Raw genomic sequence first — 23,734 nt, 5'->3', positions numbered from 1 at the left:
ACAAGCCGTGTGCTCCGGAGCGCAGGCTCTGTGTGATCTCAGTGGGGCGGGCGCTGCGGGGTGCTGGCCATCCCTGTCTCCCGGCCGCTGAGGGCGGCGTCCAGAGTTTCCTGGGCCGTGCGCATCGCCTCGGCATACTTCGGCTCGGACATTCGCTGCCAGGCAAGGTCCGGTGCGATGTCCTCGACCCGGCTCATCACCCACCAAATGTTGCCGAACGGGTCCCGCACCCTGCCGCCGCGATCCCCCCACGCACTGTCAGCAGTCTCGGTGATCACCTGCGCCCCGTGCGCAACAGCAGCGGCCATGGCGGCGTCCGCGTCCGGGACGTAGACCCGCAACAGCGAGGGCATCACCGGCCAGTCGGGCCGTCGGTCGAAGGCCAGCACGACCGTGTCGCCGACTCGGATCTCGCCGTGACCGATGGTGCCGTCCTCGACCGGCACCCGTGCAATCTCCTCGCCGTCGAACGCGAGGGTGATGAAGTCGAGCAGCGCGCCGGTGTCGTCGGTTACCACCCACGGCGCAACGCTGGTGTAGCCCTCGGGTGCAGTGTGACTCATCGGTGTCGTCCCCTCTTGTGGTTCCTCGGATGTGATGACACTAGAGCTCAACTAGGACAGTTATGGTCCTAGATCAAGCATGAAACCAGCGCCATCGCCTCAGCGGCTCACACCGCGACGCTCCTTGGGCGCGGTTCCCGGCGGCCTGCGCAGCTCGCACGATCGTGGACTCTTGTCTCCGGAGCGGGCATCCTTCGCTGACCCATCAGCACGGATCAGGGGGCGCGCGTGGAGTCGGTGGTCGTGGGCGGGGTGCGGATCGCGTACGAGCGGACAGGGCGAGGGCGGCCGGTCGTGCTGGCAGGTGGTACGGGGATGCCGCCGGTGGCATGGGAGCTGTGCGGGGTCCGTGAAGGCCTGGTTCGGGCGGGCTTCGAAGTGATCACCTATGCCGCGCGCGGTGTCGCCCCTTCCGACGCCCCTGCGGCGGTGTGCTCGATGGCGGACCTGGCCGGGGATCTGGCAGGGTTGATGGATGCCCTCGGCCTGAGCGGTGCAGCGGTGGTGGGGTACTCCCTGGGGAGCTTCACCGTCGAGTTGCTGGCCCGTACGCGGCCCGACCTGGTGGCCTCCGCGGTGCTCATGGCGGGCGCCGGACCGGTCACCGGGGTCCTCGACGCGATGCTGGACGCGGAGGCCGAGCTGATCGCCGCGACCGGTCGGCTGCCCGCCGCGTTCACGCGCCTGCAGACCCTGCTCTCCAGCCTGCCGCCGGCCGTCCTGCGCGATGACGAGGAGCAGACCCGCACCTGGCTGGAGCTCCTCGGAGCCCAGGAAGGCCTCTGGACGTCGTCCGACGGGGAGGTGGGCCAGGCCACCGCAGCCGAAGCGTGGCTGCGCGACCCGCACCGCATGGCCGCGCTCGCCGACATCACCATCCCCGTGCTGGTCCTGGGCTTCGAGCACGACCTCTACTTCCCGCCGCACGCGTCCAAGGCTGCCGCCGACGCCCTGCCGCGAGGCGAGTTCACCGTCATCGCCGGCGCTGCGCACGGAGGGCTCCTCACTCACCCGAAGGAGACCGGAGTCGCGCTCCGTGCGTTCCTGACCCGCCAGTGACCCCTCCCCCACCCGTGTCGGCGGCGACGAGGTGCTGCTACAGGATGAACAGGCTCATGCCGGGGGCGGGGCGGACCAGCTGCCCCGGCAGGACGGCGCCCGTCACCCGCCCGTCGCACTGGGGGCCCGACCACACGAAGGCGGTCTCGTTCGTGAAGTTGGCGACCTCCGAGGGTACGAAGTCGCCCAACGGGTAGCAGCCGGACGGGTCATGCACCGGCGCCCGATCGATGAACAGCACCCCGTCCGCCGCCTGTGCCGTGCCCGGCGCCGCCAACGCCAGGGTCAGCGCCGCCGCGCACGCCCCCAGTACCCGCGCCACGCGTCGTGTCTCGCGCATCCCGGTCCACCTGCCTCTTTCGCCTTGCCGCAACCATTGCAGTCACCGAGGGTAGGGCATCCGTACTCACTGTGATGGACGTCGGGCGTTCGTCTGTTCCGCGAGCTTGCCCTTGCGCAGGGTGAGGATGCGGTCGGATTGGGCTGCCAGCTGCTGCGAGTGGGTGACGACGACCACGCACTTGTCTTGGTGGTGGGCGAGGTCGCGGAAGGTGTCGATGATGCCCTGGGCGGTGTCCTCGTCGAGGTTTCCGGTGGGTTCGTCGGCGAAGAGGATGTCGACGTCGCAGGCGAGTGCGCGGGCGATGGCGACGCGCTGCTGCTGGCCGCCGGAGAGTTGCATGACGTTGCGGGCGGCCATCGCCTTGTCGAGGCCGATGCCCTCCAGCAGCTGCAGGGCTCGTGCCTTGCGGCTTCCGGTCGGGGGCTTCGCCCCGGTGATCTCCATGGCGGTGGTGACGTTCTGAAGGGCGGTCATGTAGGTGAGGAGGTTGTACTGCTGGAAGATCGTGGCGGCGTGCTTGTTGCGGTAGCGGCCCAGGCCGAGCGCGGTGAGGGCTTGCCCGTTGAAGGTGATCGTGCCCTGGGTGGGGGTGTCGAGGCCGCTGGCGAGCGAGAGCAGGGTGGTCTTGCCGCTCCCCGAGGGGCCCAGGATGGTGTAGAAGGTGCCGCGTTCGAAGGAGTAGTCGACGTCCCTCAGGACCGTGGTCCTGCGGCGCTGGCCGGAGTAGGTGTGGCTGATGCCCGCGAGGCGCAGGACGGGCGGGACGGTGGTGGCGGTGGGGGTGGTCATGGCGGGTCACTTGCCCTTCGTGAGGATGGTGCGGGGGCTCAGGCGCAGGACGGACGCGGCCGGGACGGCGGTGGCGAGGAGGCCGATGCCGAGGCCGACGCCGCCGACCGTGGCGAGGTCCGCCGGATCGAGCGCGACGGTGATCTTGTCGATCGGGTCGGCGTTCTCGACGGGTTTGTCGTTGGGGTCGATGCCCTGGTCGAGTCCGGTGCTGCCGAGGGCCGGGGGCTTCCAGGAGTCGAGTTTCCGCTCGGCGGCGGAGGCTTCCTTGCCGAGCAGCGCCTGGCCGGCGCTCTGGGTCAGCTTCGGGGCGACGAGGGCGCTCACGCCGATGGCGATGACGGCGACGGCGACGATCTCCAGGACCTGCTGGGCGATGAGCTTGGACTTCTTCTCGCCGATCGCCAGCAGGACGCCGTACTCCGTACGGCGCTGCTTCACGGCGAGGTTGACCAGGAGGGCGAGTACGGCCGCGCCCGCGAGGACCATCAGCCACATGGCGACGGTGGCCGTGGAGCGGATGCTCTTGAGGGGGCCCGTCATCTGCTGGACGGCCTTGTCGTTGGCGTCCAGTGTGAAGCCGGTGAGCGCCGCGCCCGCGATCCGCTTCGCCTCGCTCTTGAACGCGCCCTGCACGTCCGCGTCCTGGAGGAGGAACGTCGCCTTGCCGACCTTCCTCGGTCCGCCGGCTTCGGAGCCGAGCGCGGAGAGGCCGCCCACCGATCCGTACAGCATGTTGGCCGGGCTGATGCCGTACTCGGCGTCGGCCTCGGTGGTGGGGCGCGGATCGCGGTAGATGCCGCCCACGGTGAACGTACCCGTGGTCCTTTCGTCGTTGCCGGTGAGGGTGATCTCGTCGCCGACCTCGAGGCCGTTCTGCCGCGCCAGGCGCTCCTCGATCAGGAGCCGCTTCTTGTCCTTGTCGGCGGCCGTGATGTGACCGCCGGACACGAGGGTGGACTTGCCGCTGCGGAAATCGGGCAGCAGCGAGGAGTCGAGGACTCCCATCCCCACGGTTCCGCCGGGCGCCATGGGCTCCTTCGGTCCGCCGTCGACCAGTGTGTTCTTGCCCGTGAGGAGGGCTCGGTCCCACATCGAGTAGGTGTACTTCTGCACCTGGGGCAGGGATCCGATCGCGTCGACCGTCGCGGCCTCGATGCTCGGCGCCTGGAGTTGAGCGGCGTTGCCCATCCGGCTCAGGTCCATGTCGAGGTTGACCTCGGCGCCGACCGAGCGTTTGGCGTCCTGTTCGGCGCGTGCCGTCGCGCCGTTGATCAGGACGCCCGCCAACACCATGACGGAGATGACGAGGAAGGTCGCGAGGGTGATCAGGGTGCGGCCCTTGCGGGCCCACAGGCTGAGCCCTGCACGTTTGACGAAGTTCATGGGGATCGGCTTTCTCGGGCTTGGGGCGTGGGACGTGGGGCGGCTATGCGGTGTCGGTGAGGATGGAGCGGGGGTGCAGGCGCAGGATCCCGATGCCGGGGATGACGGTGGAGACCAGGGAGATCCCCAGCGCGATGCCGGCGACCTTGCCGACATCGGCCGGCTCGACCCGTACCGTCGGCGGGGCGATCTCGGTGTCCGGGACGCGGGGCGCGGATACCGGCGTGTCGTCCCGGCGGCTGAGGAGCGCCTCGCCGGCGCTCTGGCCGGCCAGCGAGAGCGCCAAAGCGGCGAGTGCGACCGCGGGAAGGGCCACGGCCACGACCTCCACGGCGTGCTGGCCGATGAGCTTCCACTTCTTCTCGCCCAGCGCGAGCAGCACTCCGAGCTCGGAGCGCCGCTCGCGGATCTGCAGCATCACGATGAGGCCGAGGATCAGCGCTCCGGCCAGGGCGATCACCCAGACGATCAGTCCGGCGAAGGTGCCGACGCGCTGGATGGGCAGGACCTGGTCCTTGTACGCCTTGTCGTTGACGCGGAAGTCGAAGCCGTCCTTGCCCAGGAGTTCCCCGGTCCGAGCGTGCAGCTGCCGGACCCGGTCCGGCGAGCCGATCTTGAGCACCGCCTCGCGGACCGTCGCGGCGCCCGCGCCGAGCTTCTGCGCGGTGGCCACCGGGACGTACAGCGTGTTGCCGGGCAGTTGGTGCGGCGGCGTCCACACCGTCGGTTCCCGTGCCGGGTCCCGGAAGACGCCGACGACCGTCATGGGCGTCGTGCGCTCACCGTCCGCCGACCGCACCTGGAGGGTGTCGCCCACTTTCAGGCCGTTCTCCTCGGCCAGGCGCTGCTCGATCACCGCGACGTCGCGGCCCGCGTCCTCGGGGGTGATGCCCCGGCCCGACGTGAGCTTCGTGGAGCCATACGAGAAGGGGAGGAGCATGCCCGAGTCCCGTACGCCGTTCACGGCCAGCGCGCCCTTGCCGTCATCGGCCGCGGCGCCGCCCGGCTCCGGGGCCTTCGACGCCAGCGGCGTGAAGCCCTGCGCGGCGGCCCGCACCGGAACCTCCGCGTTGTAGCGGTGCACCGGGGCCAGGGCTCCGAGTCGGTCGGCCAGGGCCGGGGTGAGGCCCTCCTTCCTGACGGTGACGTCGACGCCGATGGTGCGCTGCGCGTCGGCTTCCTGGCGGGCCGCGGCGGCCTGGAGCAGGAAGCCTCCGAGGAGCAGGGTGCAGATGACGAGGAAGATCGCGAGCAAGGCGGCGGTCCTGGACTTTCTGGCACCCAGGCTCGTCCCGGCACGCTTGACGAAGTTCATGCCGATGACGAAAGCAGCCCGCTGTTTGCTGGGAGATAAGCGTGTTACAGCGGCATAAGGACGGGCCTCACGAACCGGCTGGTCACCTTCGGTCACCCTTTTGACCAGTCCGGAGCACGCGCTTCCGCGTCCTTATCCGCCTGCAATCGCGATCTTGGTTTCCTGGAGCCATGAGAGTCCTGGTAGCCGAAGATCACCGTGTCCTCGCCCGCACCATCGCCACCGGTCTCCGCCGCCAGGCGATGGCCGTGGACATCGCCGCCACGGGCGACGAGGCCGAGCGGATGTGCCTGCTCACCTCCTACGACGTGCTGATCCTCGACCGCGACCTGCCCGTCATGAGCGGCGACGAGGTCTGCAGGCGGCTGCGCGAGCTCACCGACCCTCCCCGGATCCTGATGCTCACCGCTGCGGGCGAGCTCACCGACAGGGTCTACGGCCTCACCGAACTCGGCGCCGACGACTACCTGGCCAAGCCCTTCGACTTCACCGAACTCGTCGCCCGGGTGAGGGCGCTGAGCCGCCGTACTCCCAAGCAGCCCCCCGCCGTCCTCAGCTTCGGCAACATCACCCTGGACGAGACGCACCGCGAGGTGTCGGTGGACGGAGTTCCCCTGGAGCTGTCCCCGAAGGAGACGGCGGTCCTGCGCCTGCTGATGCGGGCCGGCGGAGCGCCGGTGGCCCACGACGAGATCGTCCGCACCGTCTGGGACCAGCACCTCGACACGCGCACCAGCGCGGTCCGCACCACCGTCAGCCGCCTGCGCGGCAAACTCGGGGACTCCTGCCTGATCCTCACCGACAAGGGAGAGGGATACCGGCTGTGCGACTGACGCCCCGGGCGCTCCTGCACAGGATGCCCTTCCGCACCCGCCTGGCCCTGGCCTTCTCCGGGCTCTTCCTCATCACCGGCATCCTCCTCCTCGCCTTCGTCGTGGTGCTCGCGCGCTACGGAACGGCCCAGCAGGTTCAGGGCATCTCGGTCACGTACGGCGACCTGCCGACCGGGCAGGCGGACCCCTTCGAACCCGCGCACCCGACCCGCCCGGACCTCACACGCGACCCTCCGAGCGACGTCGCCATGATCCAGAAGATCGACCAGACCGTGCGGGCCGTCCAGGACACCGCCCTGCGCCAGATGGTGCTCTGGTCCGCCGTCGGCCTCCTCGTCCTGGCGCTCCTCGCCGGACTCCTCGGCTGGTGGCTCGCCGGACGCGCCCTGCACCCCGTCGCCTCCATGACCGACACCGTCCGCCGCATCGGCGAACAGAACCTGCACCAACGCCTGGCGCTCACCGGGCCCGACGACGAACTCCACCGCCTCGCCGACACCTTCGACACCATGCTCGACCGGCTCGAGCGGTCCTTCGAGAGTCAGCGCCGCTTCGTCGCCAACGCCTCCCACGAACTCAAAACACCCCTCGCCGTCCAGCGCACCACCCTCCAGGTCGGCCTCGCCGACCCCCTGCCCGACGGCCTCACCGAAGTACGCGAGGATCTGCTCAGCGCCAACCGGGAGGCGGAACAGCTCATCAACGCGCTCCTGCTGCTGGCCCGCAGCGATCGCGGGCTGGAGAAGACCGAGCCCGTGGACCTCGTCGCCGCCACCCGGCTCGTGGCCGCCGAGCTCGCCCCGCTCGCGGCCGAGGCGGGCCTGCGTCTCGACACCGACATCGACACCGGGACCGGAGCCGGGGCCGATGCCGGCGTTCCGCTGGTCGTTTCCGGTGACCCGGTCCTGCTGCGCCACCTGCTGACGAACCTGGTCCGCAATGCCATCCAGTACAACCACCCCGGCGGCCGCGTCCTCGTACGGCTCGACACGTCCTCCGTGACCGTGACCAACACCGGCGCCCGTGTCCCCGCCGACCGGATCTCCGACCTGTTCGAGCCCTTCCGGCGCCTCGACGGAGACCGCACCGCAACCACCGGCCACGGCCTGGGACTCTCCATCGCCGCCTCCATCGCCCGGGCGCACCACGCCGCCCTGACGGCCCGGCCCGGTCCGGAGGGAGGACTCGCGCTCACCCTGCGCTTCCCCTGACCGCGAGGGCCGTCCGCTGCCGCAGCCAGGGTCAAGGAGCGAGCCCGGTGCGGGTGAAGTGTCCCCCCACGAAGCGCGCGTCCACGTGGTCGGGGTCGAGTTCGCCGTGCTCGGCCAGGAGCCCCGGAGCGTAGGACTCCGCGTCGTCCTGCGGCGCGTAGCCGAGAGCGCGGGCAGAGGTGAGGTCCCACCAGGCACGGGTGTTGGCGCTGATCCCGTGGACCACCGTGTGGCCGACGTCGGGAGCGGTCAGGGCGGCGTGGACCAGCCGGGCACAGTCGGCCGGGCTCAGCCAGGTCGACAGCATCCGCACGGTGCGGGGGCGTTCGAAGCAGGAGCCGATGCGTACCGACACCGTCTCCACGCCGTACTTGTCCGCGTACAGGGAGGCCAGGCCCTCGCCGAAGGCCTTGGACAGCCCGTAGTAGGTGTCCGGCCGCACTGGCAGCTGCGCACCCGCCGGGAGGGGGCGGCCGGTGAGCGGGACGAATCCCTCGACGTGGTTGCTGCTGGCGAAGACCACGCGGCGCACGCCCTCCGCCCGTACGGCCTCGTAGAGGTGGTAGGTGCCCCGGATGTTGGCGTCGAGGACGGCCTCGAAGCCGTCCTCGAGGGAGATCCCGCCGAGGTGGACCACGGCGTCCACTCCGCGGACCGCCTCGCGTACGGCGTCGGTGTCCCGCAGGTCGAACGTGAGGCAGTCCGGACCCCCGGCCCCGTCGACCGGGCGGATGTCGGCGAGGCGCAGCGTGTAGCCGTAGGCGGGCAGGAGCGGGCGCAGCAGGGTGGCGACACCGCCCGCGGCGCCGGTCAGCAGGATGGTGCGGGGACGGGTCATGCGCGGAACTCCTTCGCCAGGGCCGCGAGCAGCGGCAGTCGTTCCCTGGGCAGCAGGCCTAGGTGGTAGAGGCTGAGCCGGGTCGCGCCCGCGGCGCGCAGCCGCCGTACGTGGGCGGGCAGCGCGGCCGGGTCGGCGGGGGGCAGGGCGGTGACGTACGCGTTGACCGGCAGGCCCGACTCGACCGCCTGCCAGACCAGTTCGGCGCTCTCGGGTCCGGTGGGCCAGCAGGGGACGAGGAGGGCGTCCACGTCCCCGGGGGCGCTCTCCGTGAGCCCGGGGGACGGGCCCGTCGCCCACGGGTCGGGGTGGGCGTGCAGGGTGACCTCCGCCCCGGGCAGGGTCGCCCGTACGGCTTCCAGGACCCGCCCGCGCAAGGCGTCGGCGGCCTGGTGCCTGACGCGCAGGAGTGCCTCCCCGAGCTCCGCCGGGAGGTCCTGACCGCCGCGCAGGCGCCGCGTCACCTGGTCCGGATCGAGTCCGGCCGCCTGCCATGCGGCGCGGCAGGCCGTGCAGCAGCACACCGACAGGGCCCGCAGCTCGGCGGCCGGGTAGGCCCCGTCGGTCTTCTCGTGGCAGCCGGCGTGTACGGCGCCCAGCTGGCCCGCGGATTCCAGCGAGACCCCGCGCACCGCGTCCGGGGGCAGGTCGCGCAGGGCTTCGGCGGCGAGGGTGGCGCAGTACTCCCGGACCTCCTCCTGCGCGGGGCAGAGCCCGTAGGGATAGGTCTCGCCGAAGCAGTTGGTGACGGCGAGGTCCGGGTGCCGGGTGCCCAGCAGGCTGTTGTGGGCCAGTACGAGCCAGGCGCTCACCGGAATGCCGGCGTCGGACAGGGCCAGGGCGGCGGCGGCAGCCGGGTCGGGGCCCTCCACCCAGGCGGCGCCGGTGGGCACCAGGCGTCGTCCCGCCCAGGCACCGGCCCGCACGGGGCGGTAGAGGGCGGAGTGCCGGGCGTCGACGAAGCGGTGGCCCGGGTGCAGCGGGGTGGCGGCGCGGGTGGAGTGGTAGCTGACGGCCAGGGTGACGGAGTCCAGCCCGGCGGCGCGGACCCGGTCCGCGAAGGCGGGATCGCCGACGACGTCCCAGGGGTAGGCGTGGCCGGAGACCGTGGGCGTGGGTGTGGGGGACGCGTACGGGGGCCCGGCCTCGGTCGGGTTCGCGTTGGGGGTCGGATTGTGGGTCGGCGTCACCAACGCGGGCGCCTCTTCTCGTAGCCGGGGTCGAAGGTCTGCATGTAGCCGGTGTCGTCGCGCTCCCGGATGCCGCAGCGCAGGTAGTTCTCGTGCAGCCGGGCGAGCGCGTCGGGATCGAGCCGGACCCCGAGGCCCGGCCGGTCGGGGACCGGTACCGAGCCGTCCTCGATCTCCAGCGGTTCGGCGAGCACGTCCGCCCCGCACTGCCACGGCGTGTGGGTGTCCGCCGCGTAGGTCATCTCGGGCAGTGCCGCCCCGAGATGGGTCATGGCGGCCAGGCTGATCCCGAGGTGGCTGTTGGAGTGCATGGAGATGCCGACGCCGAACGCCCCGCAGATCGCGGCGAGTTCGACGGAGCGCCGCAGCCCGCCCCAGTAGTGGTGGTCGGCCAGCACCACGCCGACGGCGCGCCGCCCGAATCCCTCCGGGATGTCCTGGGTGCCGACCACGACCATGTTGGTGGCCAGTGGCATGGGAGCCGTCCGTGCCACCTCGGCCATGCCGGGTATTCCGGGAGTGGGGTCCTCCAAGTACTCCAGCAGGCCCTCGGTCTCCGCGGCCACCTTCGCCGACGTCTCCACGGTCCAGGCCTGGTTGGGGTCCAGTCGCAGCGGATGGTCGGGGAAGGCGTCGCGCAGGGCGCGGATCGCGTCGATCTCCTCCCCCGGCGGCCGCACGCCGCCCTTCAGCTTGAGCGAGCGGAAGCCGTAGGCGTCCACCATCGCCCTGGCCTGCGCGACGATCCCGTCCGGGTCCAGCGCCTCCCCGTACGGATCGGGGCCGGCCCATTTGTAGAAGAGGTAACCGGCGTACGGCACCCGGTCGCGGACCCGGCCGCCCAGCAGATCGGCGACGGGTCGTCCGGCCAGCTGTCCCTGGAGGTCGAGGCAGGCCACCTCGAACGGGCTGAGCACCCGCAGCACGGTCTTCTCCGGGGTGGAGCCGCCCGTCAGCCCGTGCCGGTCGGGGGCGTCGGCGCCGCCGAGTACGGACCGGATCCGGCGCAGCAGACCGTTCGTGTCGTACGGGTCCAGGCCCACCAGGGCCCCGGCGGCCTCCCGCAGCAGCGCGAGGTGCGGGGCGTCCCCGTAGGTCTCGCCGAGCCCTGTCAGCCCGTCGCCGCAGCGGAGCTCCACGATGGCGCGCAGGGCCCACGGCTGGTGCACCCCGGCCGAGTTGAGCAGGGGCGGGTCGGGAAACGCCACCGGGGTGACGACCACCTCCCTGACGCGCATCACACCTCCAGTGCGGCGAGGGCGGCGCGGCCGCGGGCGACGATGCCGGCGAGGCGGAGTTCGTGCTCCGGTGAGGCGTCCACGAGCGGCGGCCTGACGTGGCCCACGGCCAGCCCGGCGAGCCGCGCACCGGCCTTGACCAGCGAGACGGCGTATCCGGGCGCGGCGTCGCGCAGGGCCACGAACGGCAGGTAGAACTCGGCGAGCAGTGCCTGCACGGCCTCCGTGTTCCCGGCGCGTACCGCGCGGTGGAAGGCGGTGGCGATGTCGGGGGCGAAGCAGAGCACGGCCGAGGAGTAGCAGGCCACGCCGATGGCCTCGTAGGCCTGGACGGAGAGTTCGGCGGTGGGCAGGCCGTTGAGGAAGCCGAACTCGGCGGCGCGCGGGTGACCGCTGGTACGGATGGCGGTGACGAGGCGCAGCATGGCGTCGACGTCGCCGCGCCCGTCCTTGATCCCGGTGACGGTGGGGATGTCGAGGAGCCCGACGGCGGCTGCCTCGTCGAGGACGGCGTTGGCCCGCTGGTAGACGGTGATCGGGAGCGCGGTGGCGGCGGCGACGTAGCGGATGTGCTCCAGGAGTCCGGCCGGGGTGGAGGAGATGAGGTACGGCGGCAGGAGCAGCAGGCCGTCGGCGCCGCACTCGGCGGCGGTCGCGGCGAACTCGCCGGCCATCCGGGGGCCTCCGCCACAGCCGGCGACGACGGGGAGGCGGCCGTCGGCGACGCGGACGGCGGTGGCGACCACGTCGCGGTACTCGTCGGCCGAGAGCGCGGTGAACTCCCCCGTGCCGCATGCCACGAACAGGCCGGCCGGGCCGGCGGCGATCTGCTGCTCCAGGTGGTCGGCGAAGACGGCCAGGTCGACCTTGTCGTCGGTGGTGAACGGGGTCAGTGGAAAGGACAGCAGCCCTTGCAGGCGCATGGGTTCCCCTTGGGAGTGGGTGTGTGGGCGTGCGTGAGGAGGTGCGTGGTGTGTGTGGGCGCGAGCGTGTCAGCCCTTGACGGCGCCCGAGGTCAGGCCGCGCATGAACTGGCGCTGCATGGCGATGAAGGCGATGACGCTGGGCAGGAGGGCGAGGAGGGCGGCGGCCAGCAGCACGCCGATGCCGACCTCTTCGTCGGCACGCAGGGTGCGCAGGGCGAGCGGCAGGGTGAACTGCCGGGCGTCGGTGGCGACCAGCAGCGGCAGCATGTACTGGTCCCAGATCATGGTGAATCCGAAGATGCCGATGACTCCGAGCGCGGGTCTGCAGAGCGGCAGGATCACCGACCAGAAGACCCGCAGGTCGCCGGCTCCGTCGAGGCGGGCGGCCTCTTCCAGCTCCACCGGGATCTCCTTCATGAACTCCGCGGTGACCAGGATGGAGAAGGCCCAGGCGCCGACCGGGATGATCATTCCCCAGAGGCTGCCGGTGAGCGACAGGTCGGAGAGGACCAGGGACAGCGGGATCGCGAGGATCTCCTCGGGCAGCATCATGGTGCTGAGGATGAGCAGGAACACGAGCCGCAGTCCCGGGAAGCGCTTGCGGGCGAGGGCGTAGGCCGCCGAGATGCTGACCCCGATCTGGAGCAGCAGCCCGCCGCCGACCACCAGGAAGGAGTTCAGCAGGTAGAGCAGTACGTCGCGGTCGATGGCGGCCCGGAAGTTCTCCAGGGTCGGCCTGGTCGGCAGCAGGGTCAGCGAGGTCGGGTCGGTGCTCCGGTTGAAGGCACTGGCCAGCAGGGCCAGCAGCGGCCCCGCGAAGACCATGACCAGCAGCACGTACAGCGCCAGCTTGCCGAGGGCGGCGGCCGGACCGCGCCGCTCCTCCAGACCCAGGGCGGTGTCGAGCCGGCTCACCGCGCCACCTCCTTTCCGCGGGCACCGGAGAGCCGTACGGCCAGGGTCAGTGCGACGGACGCGGCGAGCAGCACCATCGATCCGGCGGCCGCGACGCCCAGCTCGTTGCGCTCGAGGCCGAGCTTGTAGATCAGGGTCATCAGCACCTCCGTGGAGCCGTTGGGCCCGCCGTTGGTGAGCAGGAAGATCTCGGTGAAGACCCGCAGCGAGCGGATCGCGGCGAGGGTGAACAGGATGACGAACGCGGGACGCAGGGCGGGCAGCGTGACGTGCCAGACCCGGCGCCGGACCCCGGCGCCGTCCGCGGCCGCGGCTTCGTAGAGGGTCCGGTCGACGCCGGCCAGCGCGGCCAGGAAGATCATCATGTCGTAGGGCGCCCCGCGCCACACGCCCACCGCCATCACCGACCACAGGGCGCTGTCGGGGCTGTTGAGGAACTGCGAGGGCCCGGCGCCCAGCCAGCCCAGCAGGGTGTTGACGGCGCCGTCGGCGGCCGGGTGGTACAGGATCCGCCAGACTTCCGCGACGACCGCCATGGCTGTCACGGTCGGCAGGAAGACGGCGGTGCGGACGATCCACAGCCGTCGGGCGGTGCCCTCCAGGAGCAGGGCGAGGGCCAGCCCGAGCACGACCGAGCCGCCGGTCTGGCCGACGGCCAGGACGAGCGTGTGCCCGATGGCGTCGAGGAAGGCCTCGTCGGTGACCACCTGCCCGTAGTTGGCCGCGCCCACCCACCGGTCGCCGAGGTAGGGCCGCACCTCGTGGAAGCTCATCTCGATCGCCCGCCACATCGGCAGGAACTTGAAGAGCGCGAAGAGGAGCAGTGCCGGGGCGAGGAACAGCCAGGGGGTCAGCCACCCCCGCCGGGGGCGGGCCGGCCGGATCAGGACCCCGCCCCCTGCTTCTTCAGCTCCTCGGCGAAGGAGGCGGCGAGCTTGCCCAGCACGGCTCCGGGATCGGAGCCGCAGTCGGCGACCATGCCGTTGAGCGCTTCCGCGGAGGCCTGCCGGAACGGGGTCCACTCCTTGACCACGGGCGAGTAGCGGCCGGACTCGCGGTAGACCCGGTCGAAGACCTGCCAGCGGGTGTCCTGTCGGACGGCGGACAGCTGGACGGACTTGTTGACGGGCAGCCGGACCACGTTGCCGGCGGTGTCCCCCGCCATGCCGGCGGTCTGTCCTTCGGCGCCGATGAGGAACTCGGCGTACTTCAGCTGGCCCTTGGGGTTCTTCGAACCGGCCATCAGGTAGGTGTTCTCGCCCTCGGCGAGGACGGCGCTCTTGCCTCCGGGGCCGGGCGGCAGCGGCAGGACCTCGTACTTCTCCTTGCCCAGGGCCTTGTCGAAGCGGGCCATGTTGTAGGGGCCGGTGAGGTAGATGCCGCCCTTGCCGGTCTCGAACAGCGGGTGCGCCTGGGTGGTCTCGGCGGTGACCGCGCCCGGCACCACGCTCTTGTCGGCACAGAACTGGTCTTTGAGGTGGCGTGCGGCCGCGGTGGCCTCGGGGCTGTCGATCGCGGGCTTCAGGCTCTTGCCCTCGCCGGTGAAGTACGCGCCGCCCGCCGACCAGAGGAAGCTGGAGAAGTACCAGTCCATGTACCCGCGCTTGGTGGTGCCGGGGATGACGTAGCCGTAGGTGTCGGCCTTGCCGTTGCCGTCGGGGTCCCCGGTGGTGAAGGCCGTGGCGAGGGCGTCGAGCTGGTCCCAGTCGGCGGGCGGTGCGATGCCCAGCTTCTCCCGCCAGTCCTTGCGCACGAAGAGGGCGAAGGTCTGCGCGGAGAAGGGCACGCCGTAGTACTTGCCGTCGGCGGCCCGGGCGGCTTCCCAGGAGCTGGGGATCAGCTGGTCGCCGCCCGTCACCTCGGACTGCCTGACCTCGCGGACCAGGCCTTGTTTGACGAGGGTGCCGAGCTGGGCGGTGTCGTTGACGATCAGGTCCGGCAGGTCCTTCTGCGCGGCGGCCTGCTGGAGCTTGGTCTCGAAGTCGTCGAACAGGGCGGTGACCTTGGCCTCGACTCCGGTGGCCTTGGTGAAGGCGGCGGCGAGGTCCTGGTGGGTCTTCTCGGTGGGCGAGCCGGGGGGCTTGCGGACCCAGATCTCCAGGGGGGCCTTGTCGTCCCCTCCGGCGCTGTCGGACCCGTCGTCCGCACCGCAGCCGGCGAGGGTCCCGAGGGCGAGTACGGCGGCCAGTGAGGCGGCCAGGACGGTGGGTGCTGCTCTGCGATCCGTGCGATCCGTGCGATTCATGAGAGGTGGACCCTCGTCTAGATATGTGGACAGGATCTGAGAATGTGGCTGCTCTGCAAGGGAAAGTAAGCGTCCGCTACCATGCCGGTCAACAGCCGTGCGGAACTTGGAGGATGTACATGCCCGAAGCCACGCCGGACGTCGCGACGGTCAAGTCCGCCGAGCGAACCGTGCGCATCCTGGAGGCACTTGCCTCCTCACCGGAGAAGCTCACGGTGTCCGAGCTCCAGGACCGCCTCGGTTACCCGCGCAGCAGCCTGCACGCACTCGTGCGGACCCTGCGCGAGCTCAAGTGGGTGGAGGCGGACGACAGCGGCTCGGCCTTCGGCGTCGGCCCGCACGCGCTGCTTTCCGGCACCGCCTACCTCGACCGGGATCCCGCTCTGCCGTACGCGCACGCGGTCATGGAGGACCTCCGCGAGGAGACGGGCTACACCGTCCACTTCGCCCGCCGGGACGACGCGTACGTCCTCTACCTCGCCAGCCGCGAGGCACGCGACAACGTCCGCGCCATCTCCCGGGTCGGCCGCCGGCTGCCCGCCCATCTGACCGCGCTGGGACAGGCGTTGCTCGCCGACCTCACCACCGACGAGGTGGATTCGGTCCTGCCGGCCCACCTGGAGGCCTTCACCCCGAACACGGTCACCGACCGCGCCGAGCTGTACGCCGAGCTGGCCCTGGTACGGGACCGGGGCTGGGCCCTGGAGCGGGAGCAGGGCACCGCGGGGGTGGCCTGCCTGTCCGCGCCGGTGCACTACCGGATCCCCGCCACGGACGCCATCAGCTGCTCGATGCCGGTGGCGGCCGCGACCGAGTTGGAGACCGCACGCGTCGCGAGGGCGGTCGTGGCGCATGCCACGGCCCTCGCGAACACGCTGCGACGTCATGGCATCAGATGACCCGTCATCCTCAGGGAACGACCGGGACGTTGGTCAGGCCGGCCGTCGCTCCCGTGACGGTGTTGGAGGAGTGGACGACGTTGGGCCGGGCGGAACACTGCGACACCGAGGTGACCTTGACGGCGTAGGCGCCGACGCCGCCGAGGTCCGAGGTGTTGTTCCGCCAGACCGTGCCGCAGCCGTTGGGGAAGGCCGGGGTGGTGGAGGGGTTGTGCGTCTCGTAGCCGTTGGCGAAGGTGCCCGGCGGGGCGAAGGTTCCCTTGTTGCCCTCGATCACGTAGTCGACGCCCTTGACGTCGACCCAGGAGTCGGCGGAGTTCTGCCCCGTGATCCCCCGGCCGTCGAAGGTGTTGCCCCGGATGGTTCCGGCGAAGGTCCCCTCCTTGATGTCGATGGCCTCCGCGGCCACGTAGGGGCCGATCCGGTTGTTCTCCACGAGCACCCGGTCGGAGCGGTCCACCCCGCCGGAGTTGCCGTGGCAGCCCCAGTTGGAGCCCGCCGAGCCGAGGTAGACGCCCTCGCCGTAGCCCGGCTGGACCAGGCCGGTGTGCTCGATGACGGAGTTGCGGATCACACCGTCGGCCGAAGACCGCCGGAAGTGCACCCCCTCCTCGTCGACGTGGTGGACGTACAGCCCGTCGGCCTTGACGTGGTGGGAGTTGTCGATCACCACGCCCTTCTTGGACTCCTTCACGGTGAAGCCGGTGAGGTTCCAGTACGGCGCCCCGTACAGCCACAGCCCGTAGCCGGAGTCCCAGCCCGTCGTGGGCGCGGGGCAGGACGGGGCGTCGCCCGAGGGTCCGTCGTTGACGAGGACGGCGGTACGCGGCCCGGTCAGGGTGATCGGCGCGGCCGCGGTACCGGCCCGCTCGGTGACGAAGGACCCCCGGTACTCGCCGGCCGCCAACCGGATGGTCTGGCCCGGTGTGGCCGCGGCCAGCGCGCTCCGGAGTTCGGCCGAGGTGTCGACGTCGACCACGGGGCCGGGCGGGAGGGTCGGGGTGGGCGTGGGTGTCGGTGTCGGTGTGGGGCTCGGGGTGGACGTCGGCGTAGGAGTCGGGGTCGGGGTCGGAGTGGGCGTCGGGGTTCCCGGGCCGCCGGCGCACGGCGCACCGTTGATCTTGCAGTTGAGCGGCAGCCCGAGGCCCGCGGCGTTGAAACCGAAGCCCTTCGAGGCGCCCGGGGCGATGTCCCCGTTCCAGCCGACGTTGGTGAAGGTGAAGTGCTGCCCGCTCTGGGTCTTGTTCGCCGACCAGTGGCTGCCGACCGTCGTTCCCGCGGGCAGGTCGAACTCCACCTTCCAGCCGGTGGCGGCGTCTCCGCCGTTGGTGACGGCCACGTCGGCTCCGTAGCCCGAGTCCCACACGCTGGTCTGCGTGATGCGGGCGGTGAGGCTGGGTGCGGCGGCCTGTGCGGGCAGGGTCAGGGCCCCCGCCGCCACCAGACCGGCCACGGTCGCCACGACGGCTCCCGGTATCGCTCTGCGCATGTGTTCGGCTCGCTTCCTACTGGCGGACGACGGTGAGTTGGTCGGGGAGGCCGAGCCCGGTCGCGTTGAAGCCGAAGCCCTTCTCCTGGCCGGCGGCGATGGCGCCGTTCCAGGCCACGTTGGTGAAGCCGAACCGCTGGCCGCCCTGCGTCTTGTTCGCCGACCAGTGGCTGGACACGCCGGTGCCGGAGGGCAGCGTGAACTCGACCTTCCAGCCCGAGACCGCGGTGGTGCAGTCGTTCTTCACGAACACGTCCATGCCGTAGCCGCTGTCCCAGGCACTGGTCCGCACGGTCCGCACGGTCAGGCAGCCTGCCGGCGAGGTCGTCGGCGTGGGGGTGGGCGTGGGAGTGGAAGTGGGCGTCGGTGTAGGGGTGGTTGTGGGCGTGGGCGTGGCCGTGGGCGTCGGTGTCGGTGTCGGTGTCGGTGTCGGTGTCGGGCCGCCCGTAAGGGACTTCAGGAAGAGCGAGGCCCCGGTGTCCGTCCTGGTGGCGTCCACACCGTGGCCGCCCGTGTAGTCCAGCCGTTCGCGGCCCGCCCAGTCGGGGATCGCCGTGCCGCCCTGGTCGAGGTGCTTCCACGCCGTGCCGCTCCAGCCGAACTGGTAGACCCGGCTGGTGTCGGAGTAGTACGGGGCGTAACCGGCGCCCGCGGCGGTCTGCTTGCTCATGGTGTTGTTGAAGAAGACGTTGCGCGGCCCGCTGGAGCCGGACCACTTCACCGCCTTCTTGCCCGCGCCCCACCAGATCGGGTACCAGGTGGAAGCGTCAGGGCCGCCGCCGCCCTCCTCTCCGCAGTTCGCGCGGCAGTTGCCGGAGCGGTGGTCGAAGGGCACGGTCACCGTGTTGTTCTCGAAGAGGTTGTTGCGCTCCCAGCCGCCGTGCAGGTTCAGGTCGGAATCGAAGTCGTTTCCGATGACCACGTTCCCGGAGGCCGACCACTGGAAGGTGAAGTGGCGCAGGTTGCGGGAGGTGTTCCCCGCGTAGAGGGAGTCCCAGACGCGCGAGCCGCGGAAGTATCCGTTGCCGCCCTTGCCCTTGTTCCACGATCCGTCGAGCCGGCTGTCGACGATCTGGAGGTGGTACGCCTCCTCGGTGACGATCGGGTGCGAGCCGGTCATCTCCGTCCTGATGCCCCGGACCCAGGAGTCGGCGGCCCATTTGAAGACGATGCCGTGCATCTCCTCGGCCGGCGCCATGTTGCCGTAGTTGAACTTCGCGTCCGCCGCGTCGAGTCCGGGGATCTGCTGGGTGAGCGCGAAGTCCTCGAAGCCGACGCCGAGGACCGGGTCGACGAGCGGCGCGGCCTTGGAGTCGTAGACCGCGCCGGCGATCGGCGCCGAGCCGTCCGAGGTGGAGCTGACCGGGACGTCGAACTCCAGCGGCTTGTCCAGGGTCAGCGTGCGGTTGGCGGTGTCCACGGCCGCGATGGTGAAGATCTGCTGGCGCATGTGGATGTTCTGGAGCGTGCCGTCCGCGGGCTGGACGTCCTGCTGGGCGTAGAACTTCAGGGTGTTCGCGGCCCGGATGTTGACCAGTCCGCCCGGCTGGAAGCCGCCGAGCGCCCCGGAGGAGGCCAGGTGCACGACCTTGTCCCCGGCGCGGGCCGCGAAGCCGGTGTCGCCCGCTTTGTCGCGGAGTTTGAGCCCTGCCTTCCAGTGGACGTTGACGGTGCCCTCGAAGAGGTCCTTGCGGTTGGCGGGGGCCGCCGCGTACTCGGATGCGTAGGCGGAGTGCACGCCGCGCGACTGGACGCGGAACAGTCCGCGGCCGGGCCAGATCCATCCGCCCTTGGCAGAGCCCGAGGTCATGCCGTCCTCGTCCCAGTCCGAGCCGTCCGGAGTGAGCGCGTCGTAGCGGGTGTTGGCGTCGGGCCGGAACACGAACCGCGTGCCGCCGGCGCCGCTGCCCGCCCCCCGCAGGGTGAGGTAGTCGGCGTCGACCGATATCTGCCGGCTCACGTCGAGGACGCCGGCGGGGAGGGTGATCAGCGAGAGCTTGGTGTGGCCGGCGCCGGGCGAGCAGGTGGTGCGGATCTGGTCGATCGCCGCCTGGAGTCCGGCCGAATCGTCGGCGCCGTCGTTCGGCGTGACTCCGAGGCCGGCCAGTTCTGTGGGGGTGATCTGGCAGGCCGCGTCGGGATTCGTCTGTGCGGGGCCGGGCAGGTCGGCGCCGCCCCGGTATCCGGCTTTCGACCAGTCGTAGAGGCCGTTGACCGGCGTGCGCCGGTTGTTCTGGGACAGGTCGAGGCCGCTGGTCACAGCGGCGGAAGCGGTCGCGGCAGCGGCGTGCGCGCCGCCGTCCAGGGAGCCCAGGGCGGCGCCGGAGGCCATGAGCAGGGCCGTGGCGCCGCCGCATGCGGCGGCGGTTCTCCATCGTGCGGACAACGTTCCTCCTGCGGGGTGGGGGGAGTTGGGGAGGCAGCCGCGGTACATCGTGCTGGCAGACGTCCACTCGGTCAATGTGCGTCTCGTCATCAATTTCAAGTCCACATATGTGGATTGAGGGCAGGAGTCTTGCAGCGGGTCACGGGAGGCTGGTATCAATTCCATGCCATTAGGAAACTTTCCTTACGATCGCAGGATCGTCAACGGGATGGAGGCATCTCGAGGCCAACAGCTGCGTCAACACCGGAGAACCCCACGATGGCCGACCGCGATGCCGAACGTGACGCCATCACCGCGGCGATCCAGCGGTTGCTCGACGGCCGCCCGATCCGGTCCATCGGGGCACTCACAACGCTCCAACTCGCTGCCGAAGCAGGCGTCAAGCGCCGGGTCCTCACGCATTCGCCCGCCGCAAGACCGCGCGCAACGGCATCCCGCCCGCTTTCCAGCACCTCCAAGCCCGCACCGTCGACGCCGAAGCCGCCGCCCGCGCATTGCGGGAGGAGAACGACCAGCTCCGCGAGCGCGTCGCCGTGTATGCCCAGGTCATCCACGTGTCGGTGTGAACCCCATCGCAGCGAAGCGATCGGTACGTCGTGCAGGTCAGCCGTGGTCTTCCCATTCCGCTTTGCAGAACCGGGCCTCGCTCACCACGGTGTCTCCTGCTCTGGCGGCCCGTACGTACATGTTCAGACCGTCCACCCCCAGATCGCCGCCGCAGCCGACGACCAAGCCGAGATCTCGCTCTTCGACGTACTGGATCAGGGCCGCGTCAACGGCCGAGACGGCCATGCCGATCAGCCGGATGCCCTCGAACTCGACCTGAGGCCCGCTACGTCCACGAATGGTGACAGCGCCGAGGGTGGGAGGTCGATCACGCCCGCAGGAGTAGTGAGCGGTCACGCCCACGCGGTCGAAGCGGTCCTCGTTCAGGATCCACTGCCCCGCGGCTTCCCACGAGGTTCCGAAGGGATACCGCCCGAGGCGAGCCGTCGGCTCTTCGCTCAGCACAGCAGCCACCTCCTGCGGCTTCATACCGAACCGGAGAGGACCGACGCCCTCCAGCGGGGCCCAGTCCCAGTGCCGGCGCTCCTGCTCTGCTCTTACGGGCCACGCTCCCACGTTCGGTGGTTCGTCACGGACGTCGCGCCAACGGACGACCGGCTCGGATCCGAACGGATCCTCCGCCAGCTCAGGACCGACCAGCAGCGCATCAGTGATCATCGCGTCCAGCCTCTGCGTGTACCCCTCAGGCGACAGTCCCCGCTCCTGGGAGGCGCCCATGGAGACCCCCCAAGCCTCGATCTCGGGATCACCGCTCCGGTTCACTCGGACGGAAGTCCCCTCCTGGCGTGCGAGGTCCTGGATGTCCGCGTGTACCTCGGATGGCACCCGGGCCATCAGGTCGATGCCCCGCAGCCGCACCAGCGGTCCGTCCATCGCATCGACGGCTACGGCGACCAGGCGGCCGTTCTCACCGTAGACCGCGGTCAGGCCCCAGTCGGTGTAGTAGCCCCAGCCGATGCCGGTACCCAACCCTTGTGAGACATGGGCCATCGCTCCGTCCAGGGCCGACGTCACCTCGTCGGGGTTCATTCCGAACCGCAACGGCCCCACCGCGACCAACGGCTCAAGTACCCACTCCACCCGCTCCCCGGGCTTCCTGTTCCACCAACGCATGGCAACCCCCACCCCAATCGGTCCCCCCAGCGCTGCTCGCGGGTGATCTTGCGTACCAACCTAGGCGCAGCCTCCGACAGCGCGATGACCAGGAACGTTCCACGTCCGGATCGAGGCCTCGGCACTGCAGCGCTACGCGGGACGGCAGATGAGCCGTGATCCATCAACGCGGGAAGCAACAGCTCGGCATAGGCGAGAAAGCCGGCGACCGCCTCAGCCCGCGTCGTGCAACGTGCCTGCTGAGAGTCCGAGTTCGCGTTCTGCCGTGGTGAACACCAGGGTCTCGAGGGCCGGGTGGGTGAACGGCGGTTCGTCGTTCACGTAGGAGCCGAGCCCGTCGATCGCCACGAGGATGACCACGCAGGCTCCCAGAGCATCGGTGGTGGTGAACTCGCCGCTGCGCACACCGTCCTCGATCACCGCGGTCAGGGTGTCGCGCATGATCGCCTCCTGACCGGCGACGGCGCGCTGCAGGGTCGGCCGGTAGCGGGCGAGGTGGCGGGCGTTGAGCCAGAGCCGGCCGAGGTCGGTGAATTCCTCCCCTCCGAGACGGTGCAGGAGTCGGCTCAGCCGCCGCGTCGGCGGGAGCACGGCCTCCTCTTCCGGGAGCAGTGCATCGCGCTCGCGGGCGACCGCCCGGACGAAGGCTTCGCACAGCAGATCGTCGATGGTCGGGAAGTAGTGGCTGATCAGCCCGGGCCGCACCCCGAGCTCGTCGGCGACGAGCTGCATGGTCACGCGCTCCAGACCCCGCTCCAGTGCGAGGCGGGCGGCGGTCCGGAGGATGTCCGTCCGCCTCTCCTCCGCGGTCTTGCGCGTCCGGGCGGGGCGGGGGGTTGACGTCATGCGGAACAGCCTATTGGATGGCGCACCAACAGCCTATTGGTGTCGACACCAATAGGCTGGGTCGCCTGCGGCCCCTACCCTCCCGGACGTCTCGGTGGCGAGGGCAGTGCCGTCTCCTCGCCTCCTCGAAGGGCCACTCATGCAGCGTTCCCCACAAGGCACCGACACGGCCGTAACCGCTCCCGGCCGCGATCGGGCCGGCTCGGTCGAGAGCCGGGGCATCGACGTCGTACCCGCCGCGGAGCGCCACGGCACGGCACGCGAGCTGTTCTCCCTCTGGGCGGCCCCGAACGTGAGCTACCTCAGCTTCGTGGTGGGCGGAACCCTCGTTCTGATGGGGATGTCGCTGGCCGAAGCGATGGCCGTCATCGTCGCCGGGAACGCCTTCTGGCTCCTGACCGGCTTCATCGCCGTCAGCGGCCCCGCCGCGGGCACGTCCGGTTCCGTGATCTCCCGCGCCATGTACGGGGTCGTGGGGAACAAGGTCGTGGTGGCGCTCACCGGCTGGCTGATCGCCTCGCTCTACCTCGCGCTGAACTGGTCGGCGGCCTCCACCGCCGGCCTCGGCCTGGCGGTCCGGCTCGGCCTGCCGCAGTCCGCGGCACTGGACGCCGCGGTGGTCTGCCTGATCGCCGGCATCACCATCCTCATCGCCATCTTCGGGCACGCGACGATCGTCCGTCTGTACGGCGTGCTCACCGTCCTGCTCACGCTCGTGTTCCTCGCCCTGAGCGCGATGGTGCTCGCGCACGCGGACTGGTCGTACGCGCCGGCCGAACCGCTCACCGGGATGCAGCACCTCGTCGTCCTGGCCTCAGGATTCACCATCGTCGCGTCCGCGCCGCTGTCGTACGCCAACAGCCCCGACCTCGCCCGCTACCTCCCGCAGCACACCAGCGGCCGGGCCATCACCCTGTGGACGGCGGCCGGCGCCTTCCTGCCGAGCGTCGCCTTCACGGCGATCGGGGCCCTCGCGGCCACCGCGCTCGACATGAGCGATCCCCAGACCGCGCTGGAGAGCATCATGCCGGCGTGGTTCGTGCCCGCCTTCGTCGCCGCCGTGGTGGTGAACACCGTGGCGAACAACGGCATCACCGCCTACAGCTCCGGCCTCTCGATGCAGTCGATCGGGGTACGCCTGCCCCGCACGATCGCCGTGCTGGTCATCGGCGTCATGGGCACCGTCATGACCCTGTTCGCGCTGCTGGTCTTCGACTTCCTCGCCGCCGTCAACACCATGATGGAGCTGGTCGTGGTGATCACCGGTCCCTGCATGGCCGTCTACGCCACCGACATCGTCCTGCGGCGCAACCGCTACGACGGACGACAGCTCCACGACGAGAGCCGCACCAGCCCCTTCTGGTACCGCGGCGGAGTCAACTGGCCCGGCGTGCTCGCCACCCTGGCCGGCATCGGCGCGGCGACGCTCTGCGCCAGTTCCACGTCCTGGGCCGGTCCCGTCTCCTCGGCGATGGGCGGCCTCAACCTCGCGGTGCCCGTCGGCGTCCTCGGCTCGGCGGTCCTGTACGGGGCCCTGACGCGCGCCTTCGGCACCCTCCCTCCCACGACCGTCCAGCACTGAA

Annotated in this window: 21 protein-coding genes; 5 read left to right on the top strand and 16 right to left on the bottom strand. The window is 70.8% G+C overall.

The genetic code is table 11. The annotated features are described in order from the left end of the window. Positions 1-38: 38 nt before the first annotated feature. Complete coding sequence (locus ACFRU2_RS04140; protein WP_382967322.1) at positions 39-563, bottom strand: VOC family protein; 525 nt, start codon at positions 561-563, stop codon at positions 39-41. A 228-nt stretch (positions 564-791) separates the two neighbouring features. Between ACFRU2_RS04140 and ACFRU2_RS04135 the strand changes: the two genes are divergently transcribed. After that, a complete protein-coding gene (locus ACFRU2_RS04135; protein WP_382967320.1) occupies positions 792-1,622 on the top strand; it encodes an alpha/beta fold hydrolase in 831 nt (276 codons plus the stop codon). Positions 1,623-1,659: 37 nt separating this feature from the next. On the opposite strand, the gene ACFRU2_RS04130 is transcribed toward ACFRU2_RS04135, so the two are convergent. From ACFRU2_RS04130 to ACFRU2_RS04115, 4 genes are all read right to left on the bottom strand, one after another. Next, positions 1,660-1,962 (bottom strand): hypothetical protein, encoded by a 303-nt coding sequence (locus tag ACFRU2_RS04130; protein WP_382967318.1) that lies wholly within the window; start codon positions 1,960-1,962, stop codon positions 1,660-1,662. Positions 1,963-2,028: 66 nt separating this feature from the next. Further along, a complete protein-coding gene (locus ACFRU2_RS04125; protein WP_382967317.1) occupies positions 2,029-2,754 on the bottom strand; it encodes an ABC transporter ATP-binding protein in 726 nt (241 codons plus the stop codon). A 6-nt stretch (positions 2,755-2,760) separates the two neighbouring features. Then, positions 2,761-4,140: an FtsX-like permease family protein gene (locus tag ACFRU2_RS04120; protein WP_382967315.1), complete on the bottom strand. Its 1,380-nt coding sequence runs from the start codon at positions 4,138-4,140 to the stop codon at positions 2,761-2,763. A 43-nt stretch (positions 4,141-4,183) separates the two neighbouring features. Beyond that, a complete protein-coding gene (locus tag ACFRU2_RS04115) occupies positions 4,184-5,455 on the bottom strand; it encodes an ABC transporter permease (RefSeq protein WP_382967314.1) in 1,272 nt (423 codons plus the stop codon). A gap of 170 nt (positions 5,456-5,625) precedes the next feature. On the opposite strand from ACFRU2_RS04115, the gene ACFRU2_RS04110 reads away from it, so the two are divergent. Both ACFRU2_RS04110 and ACFRU2_RS04105 read left to right on the top strand, forming a co-directional pair. Continuing rightward, positions 5,626-6,288 (top strand): response regulator transcription factor, encoded by a 663-nt coding sequence (locus ACFRU2_RS04110; protein WP_382967312.1) that lies wholly within the window; start codon positions 5,626-5,628, stop codon positions 6,286-6,288. Next, positions 6,279-7,499: a sensor histidine kinase gene (locus tag ACFRU2_RS04105; RefSeq protein WP_382967310.1), complete on the top strand. Its 1,221-nt coding sequence runs from the start codon at positions 6,279-6,281 to the stop codon at positions 7,497-7,499. Before ACFRU2_RS04110 ends, ACFRU2_RS04105 begins: the two co-directional genes overlap by 10 nt. A gap of 31 nt (positions 7,500-7,530) precedes the next feature. Here the strand turns inward: ACFRU2_RS04105 and ACFRU2_RS04100 are convergent, their stop codons facing one another. The 7 genes from ACFRU2_RS04100 to ACFRU2_RS04070 all read right to left on the bottom strand — a co-directional run bounded on the left by ACFRU2_RS04100 (position 7,531) and on the right by ACFRU2_RS04070 (position 14,851). Beyond that, a complete protein-coding gene (locus ACFRU2_RS04100) occupies positions 7,531-8,337 on the bottom strand; it encodes an NAD-dependent epimerase/dehydratase family protein (RefSeq protein WP_382967308.1) in 807 nt (268 codons plus the stop codon). Further along, complete coding sequence (locus tag ACFRU2_RS04095; protein WP_382967306.1) at positions 8,334-9,527, bottom strand: hypothetical protein; 1,194 nt, start codon at positions 9,525-9,527, stop codon at positions 8,334-8,336. Before ACFRU2_RS04095 ends, ACFRU2_RS04100 begins: the two co-directional genes overlap by 4 nt. Further along, the gene (locus ACFRU2_RS04090) at positions 9,524-10,765 is read right to left on the bottom strand and encodes a glucarate dehydratase family protein (RefSeq protein ID WP_382967304.1); all 1,242 of its coding nucleotides are present in this window, start codon (positions 10,763-10,765) and stop codon (positions 9,524-9,526) included. Before ACFRU2_RS04090 ends, ACFRU2_RS04095 begins: the two co-directional genes overlap by 4 nt. After that, complete coding sequence (locus tag ACFRU2_RS04085; protein ID WP_382967302.1) at positions 10,765-11,688, bottom strand: 5-dehydro-4-deoxyglucarate dehydratase; 924 nt, start codon at positions 11,686-11,688, stop codon at positions 10,765-10,767. Before ACFRU2_RS04085 ends, ACFRU2_RS04090 begins: the two co-directional genes overlap by 1 nt. A gap of 69 nt (positions 11,689-11,757) precedes the next feature. Beyond that, positions 11,758-12,606 (bottom strand): carbohydrate ABC transporter permease, encoded by an 849-nt coding sequence (locus ACFRU2_RS04080; RefSeq protein WP_382967300.1) that lies wholly within the window; start codon positions 12,604-12,606, stop codon positions 11,758-11,760. Continuing rightward, positions 12,603-13,397, bottom strand: coding sequence for a carbohydrate ABC transporter permease (locus ACFRU2_RS04075; RefSeq protein ID WP_382967298.1), 795 nt, complete (start codon positions 13,395-13,397; stop codon positions 12,603-12,605). Before ACFRU2_RS04075 ends, ACFRU2_RS04080 begins: the two co-directional genes overlap by 4 nt. A 92-nt stretch (positions 13,398-13,489) precedes the next feature. Beyond that, positions 13,490-14,851, bottom strand: coding sequence for an extracellular solute-binding protein (locus tag ACFRU2_RS04070; protein WP_382967296.1), 1,362 nt, complete (start codon positions 14,849-14,851; stop codon positions 13,490-13,492). Positions 14,852-14,970: 119 nt separating this feature from the next. Here ACFRU2_RS04070 and ACFRU2_RS04065 point away from each other — a divergent pair, with 119 nt between their 5' ends. Beyond that, on the top strand, positions 14,971-15,750 hold the full coding sequence (locus tag ACFRU2_RS04065) for an IclR family transcriptional regulator (protein WP_382967294.1): 780 nt from the start codon (positions 14,971-14,973) through the stop codon (positions 15,748-15,750). Between the two features lie 10 nt (positions 15,751-15,760). On the opposite strand, the gene ACFRU2_RS04060 is transcribed toward ACFRU2_RS04065, so the two are convergent. The 4 genes from ACFRU2_RS04060 to ACFRU2_RS04045 all read right to left on the bottom strand — a co-directional run bounded on the left by ACFRU2_RS04060 (position 15,761) and on the right by ACFRU2_RS04045 (position 22,151). Beyond that, positions 15,761-17,239: a cellulose binding domain-containing protein gene (locus tag ACFRU2_RS04060; RefSeq protein ID WP_382967293.1), complete on the bottom strand. Its 1,479-nt coding sequence runs from the start codon at positions 17,237-17,239 to the stop codon at positions 15,761-15,763. Between the two features lie 16 nt (positions 17,240-17,255). After that, positions 17,256-19,625 carry a cellulose binding domain-containing protein gene (locus tag ACFRU2_RS04055; RefSeq protein ID WP_382967291.1) on the bottom strand — a complete coding sequence of 790 codons (2,370 nt, stop codon included), beginning with the start codon at positions 19,623-19,625 and terminating at the stop codon, positions 17,256-17,258. A 603-nt stretch (positions 19,626-20,228) separates the two neighbouring features. Further along, positions 20,229-21,221, bottom strand: a complete 993-nt coding sequence (locus ACFRU2_RS04050) for a hypothetical protein (protein ID WP_382967289.1) — start codon at positions 21,219-21,221, stop codon at positions 20,229-20,231. 297 nt (positions 21,222-21,518) lie between these two features. Then, positions 21,519-22,151: a TetR/AcrR family transcriptional regulator gene (locus ACFRU2_RS04045; RefSeq protein ID WP_382967287.1), complete on the bottom strand. Its 633-nt coding sequence runs from the start codon at positions 22,149-22,151 to the stop codon at positions 21,519-21,521. A 139-nt stretch (positions 22,152-22,290) separates the two neighbouring features. On the opposite strand from ACFRU2_RS04045, the gene ACFRU2_RS04040 reads away from it, so the two are divergent. After that, positions 22,291-23,733, top strand: a complete 1,443-nt coding sequence (locus tag ACFRU2_RS04040) for a purine-cytosine permease family protein (RefSeq protein WP_382967285.1) — start codon at positions 22,291-22,293, stop codon at positions 23,731-23,733. Position 23,734: the final 1 nt, after the last annotated feature.

Origin of the sequence: Streptomyces sp. NPDC056883, assembly GCF_042788835.1 — a bacterium.
GTDB lineage: Bacteria > Actinomycetota > Actinomycetes > Streptomycetales > Streptomycetaceae > Streptomyces > Streptomyces stoeckheimensis.
The sequence above is the reverse complement of the archived record's forward strand: the minus strand, read 5'-3'. Positions and strand labels throughout refer to the sequence as shown.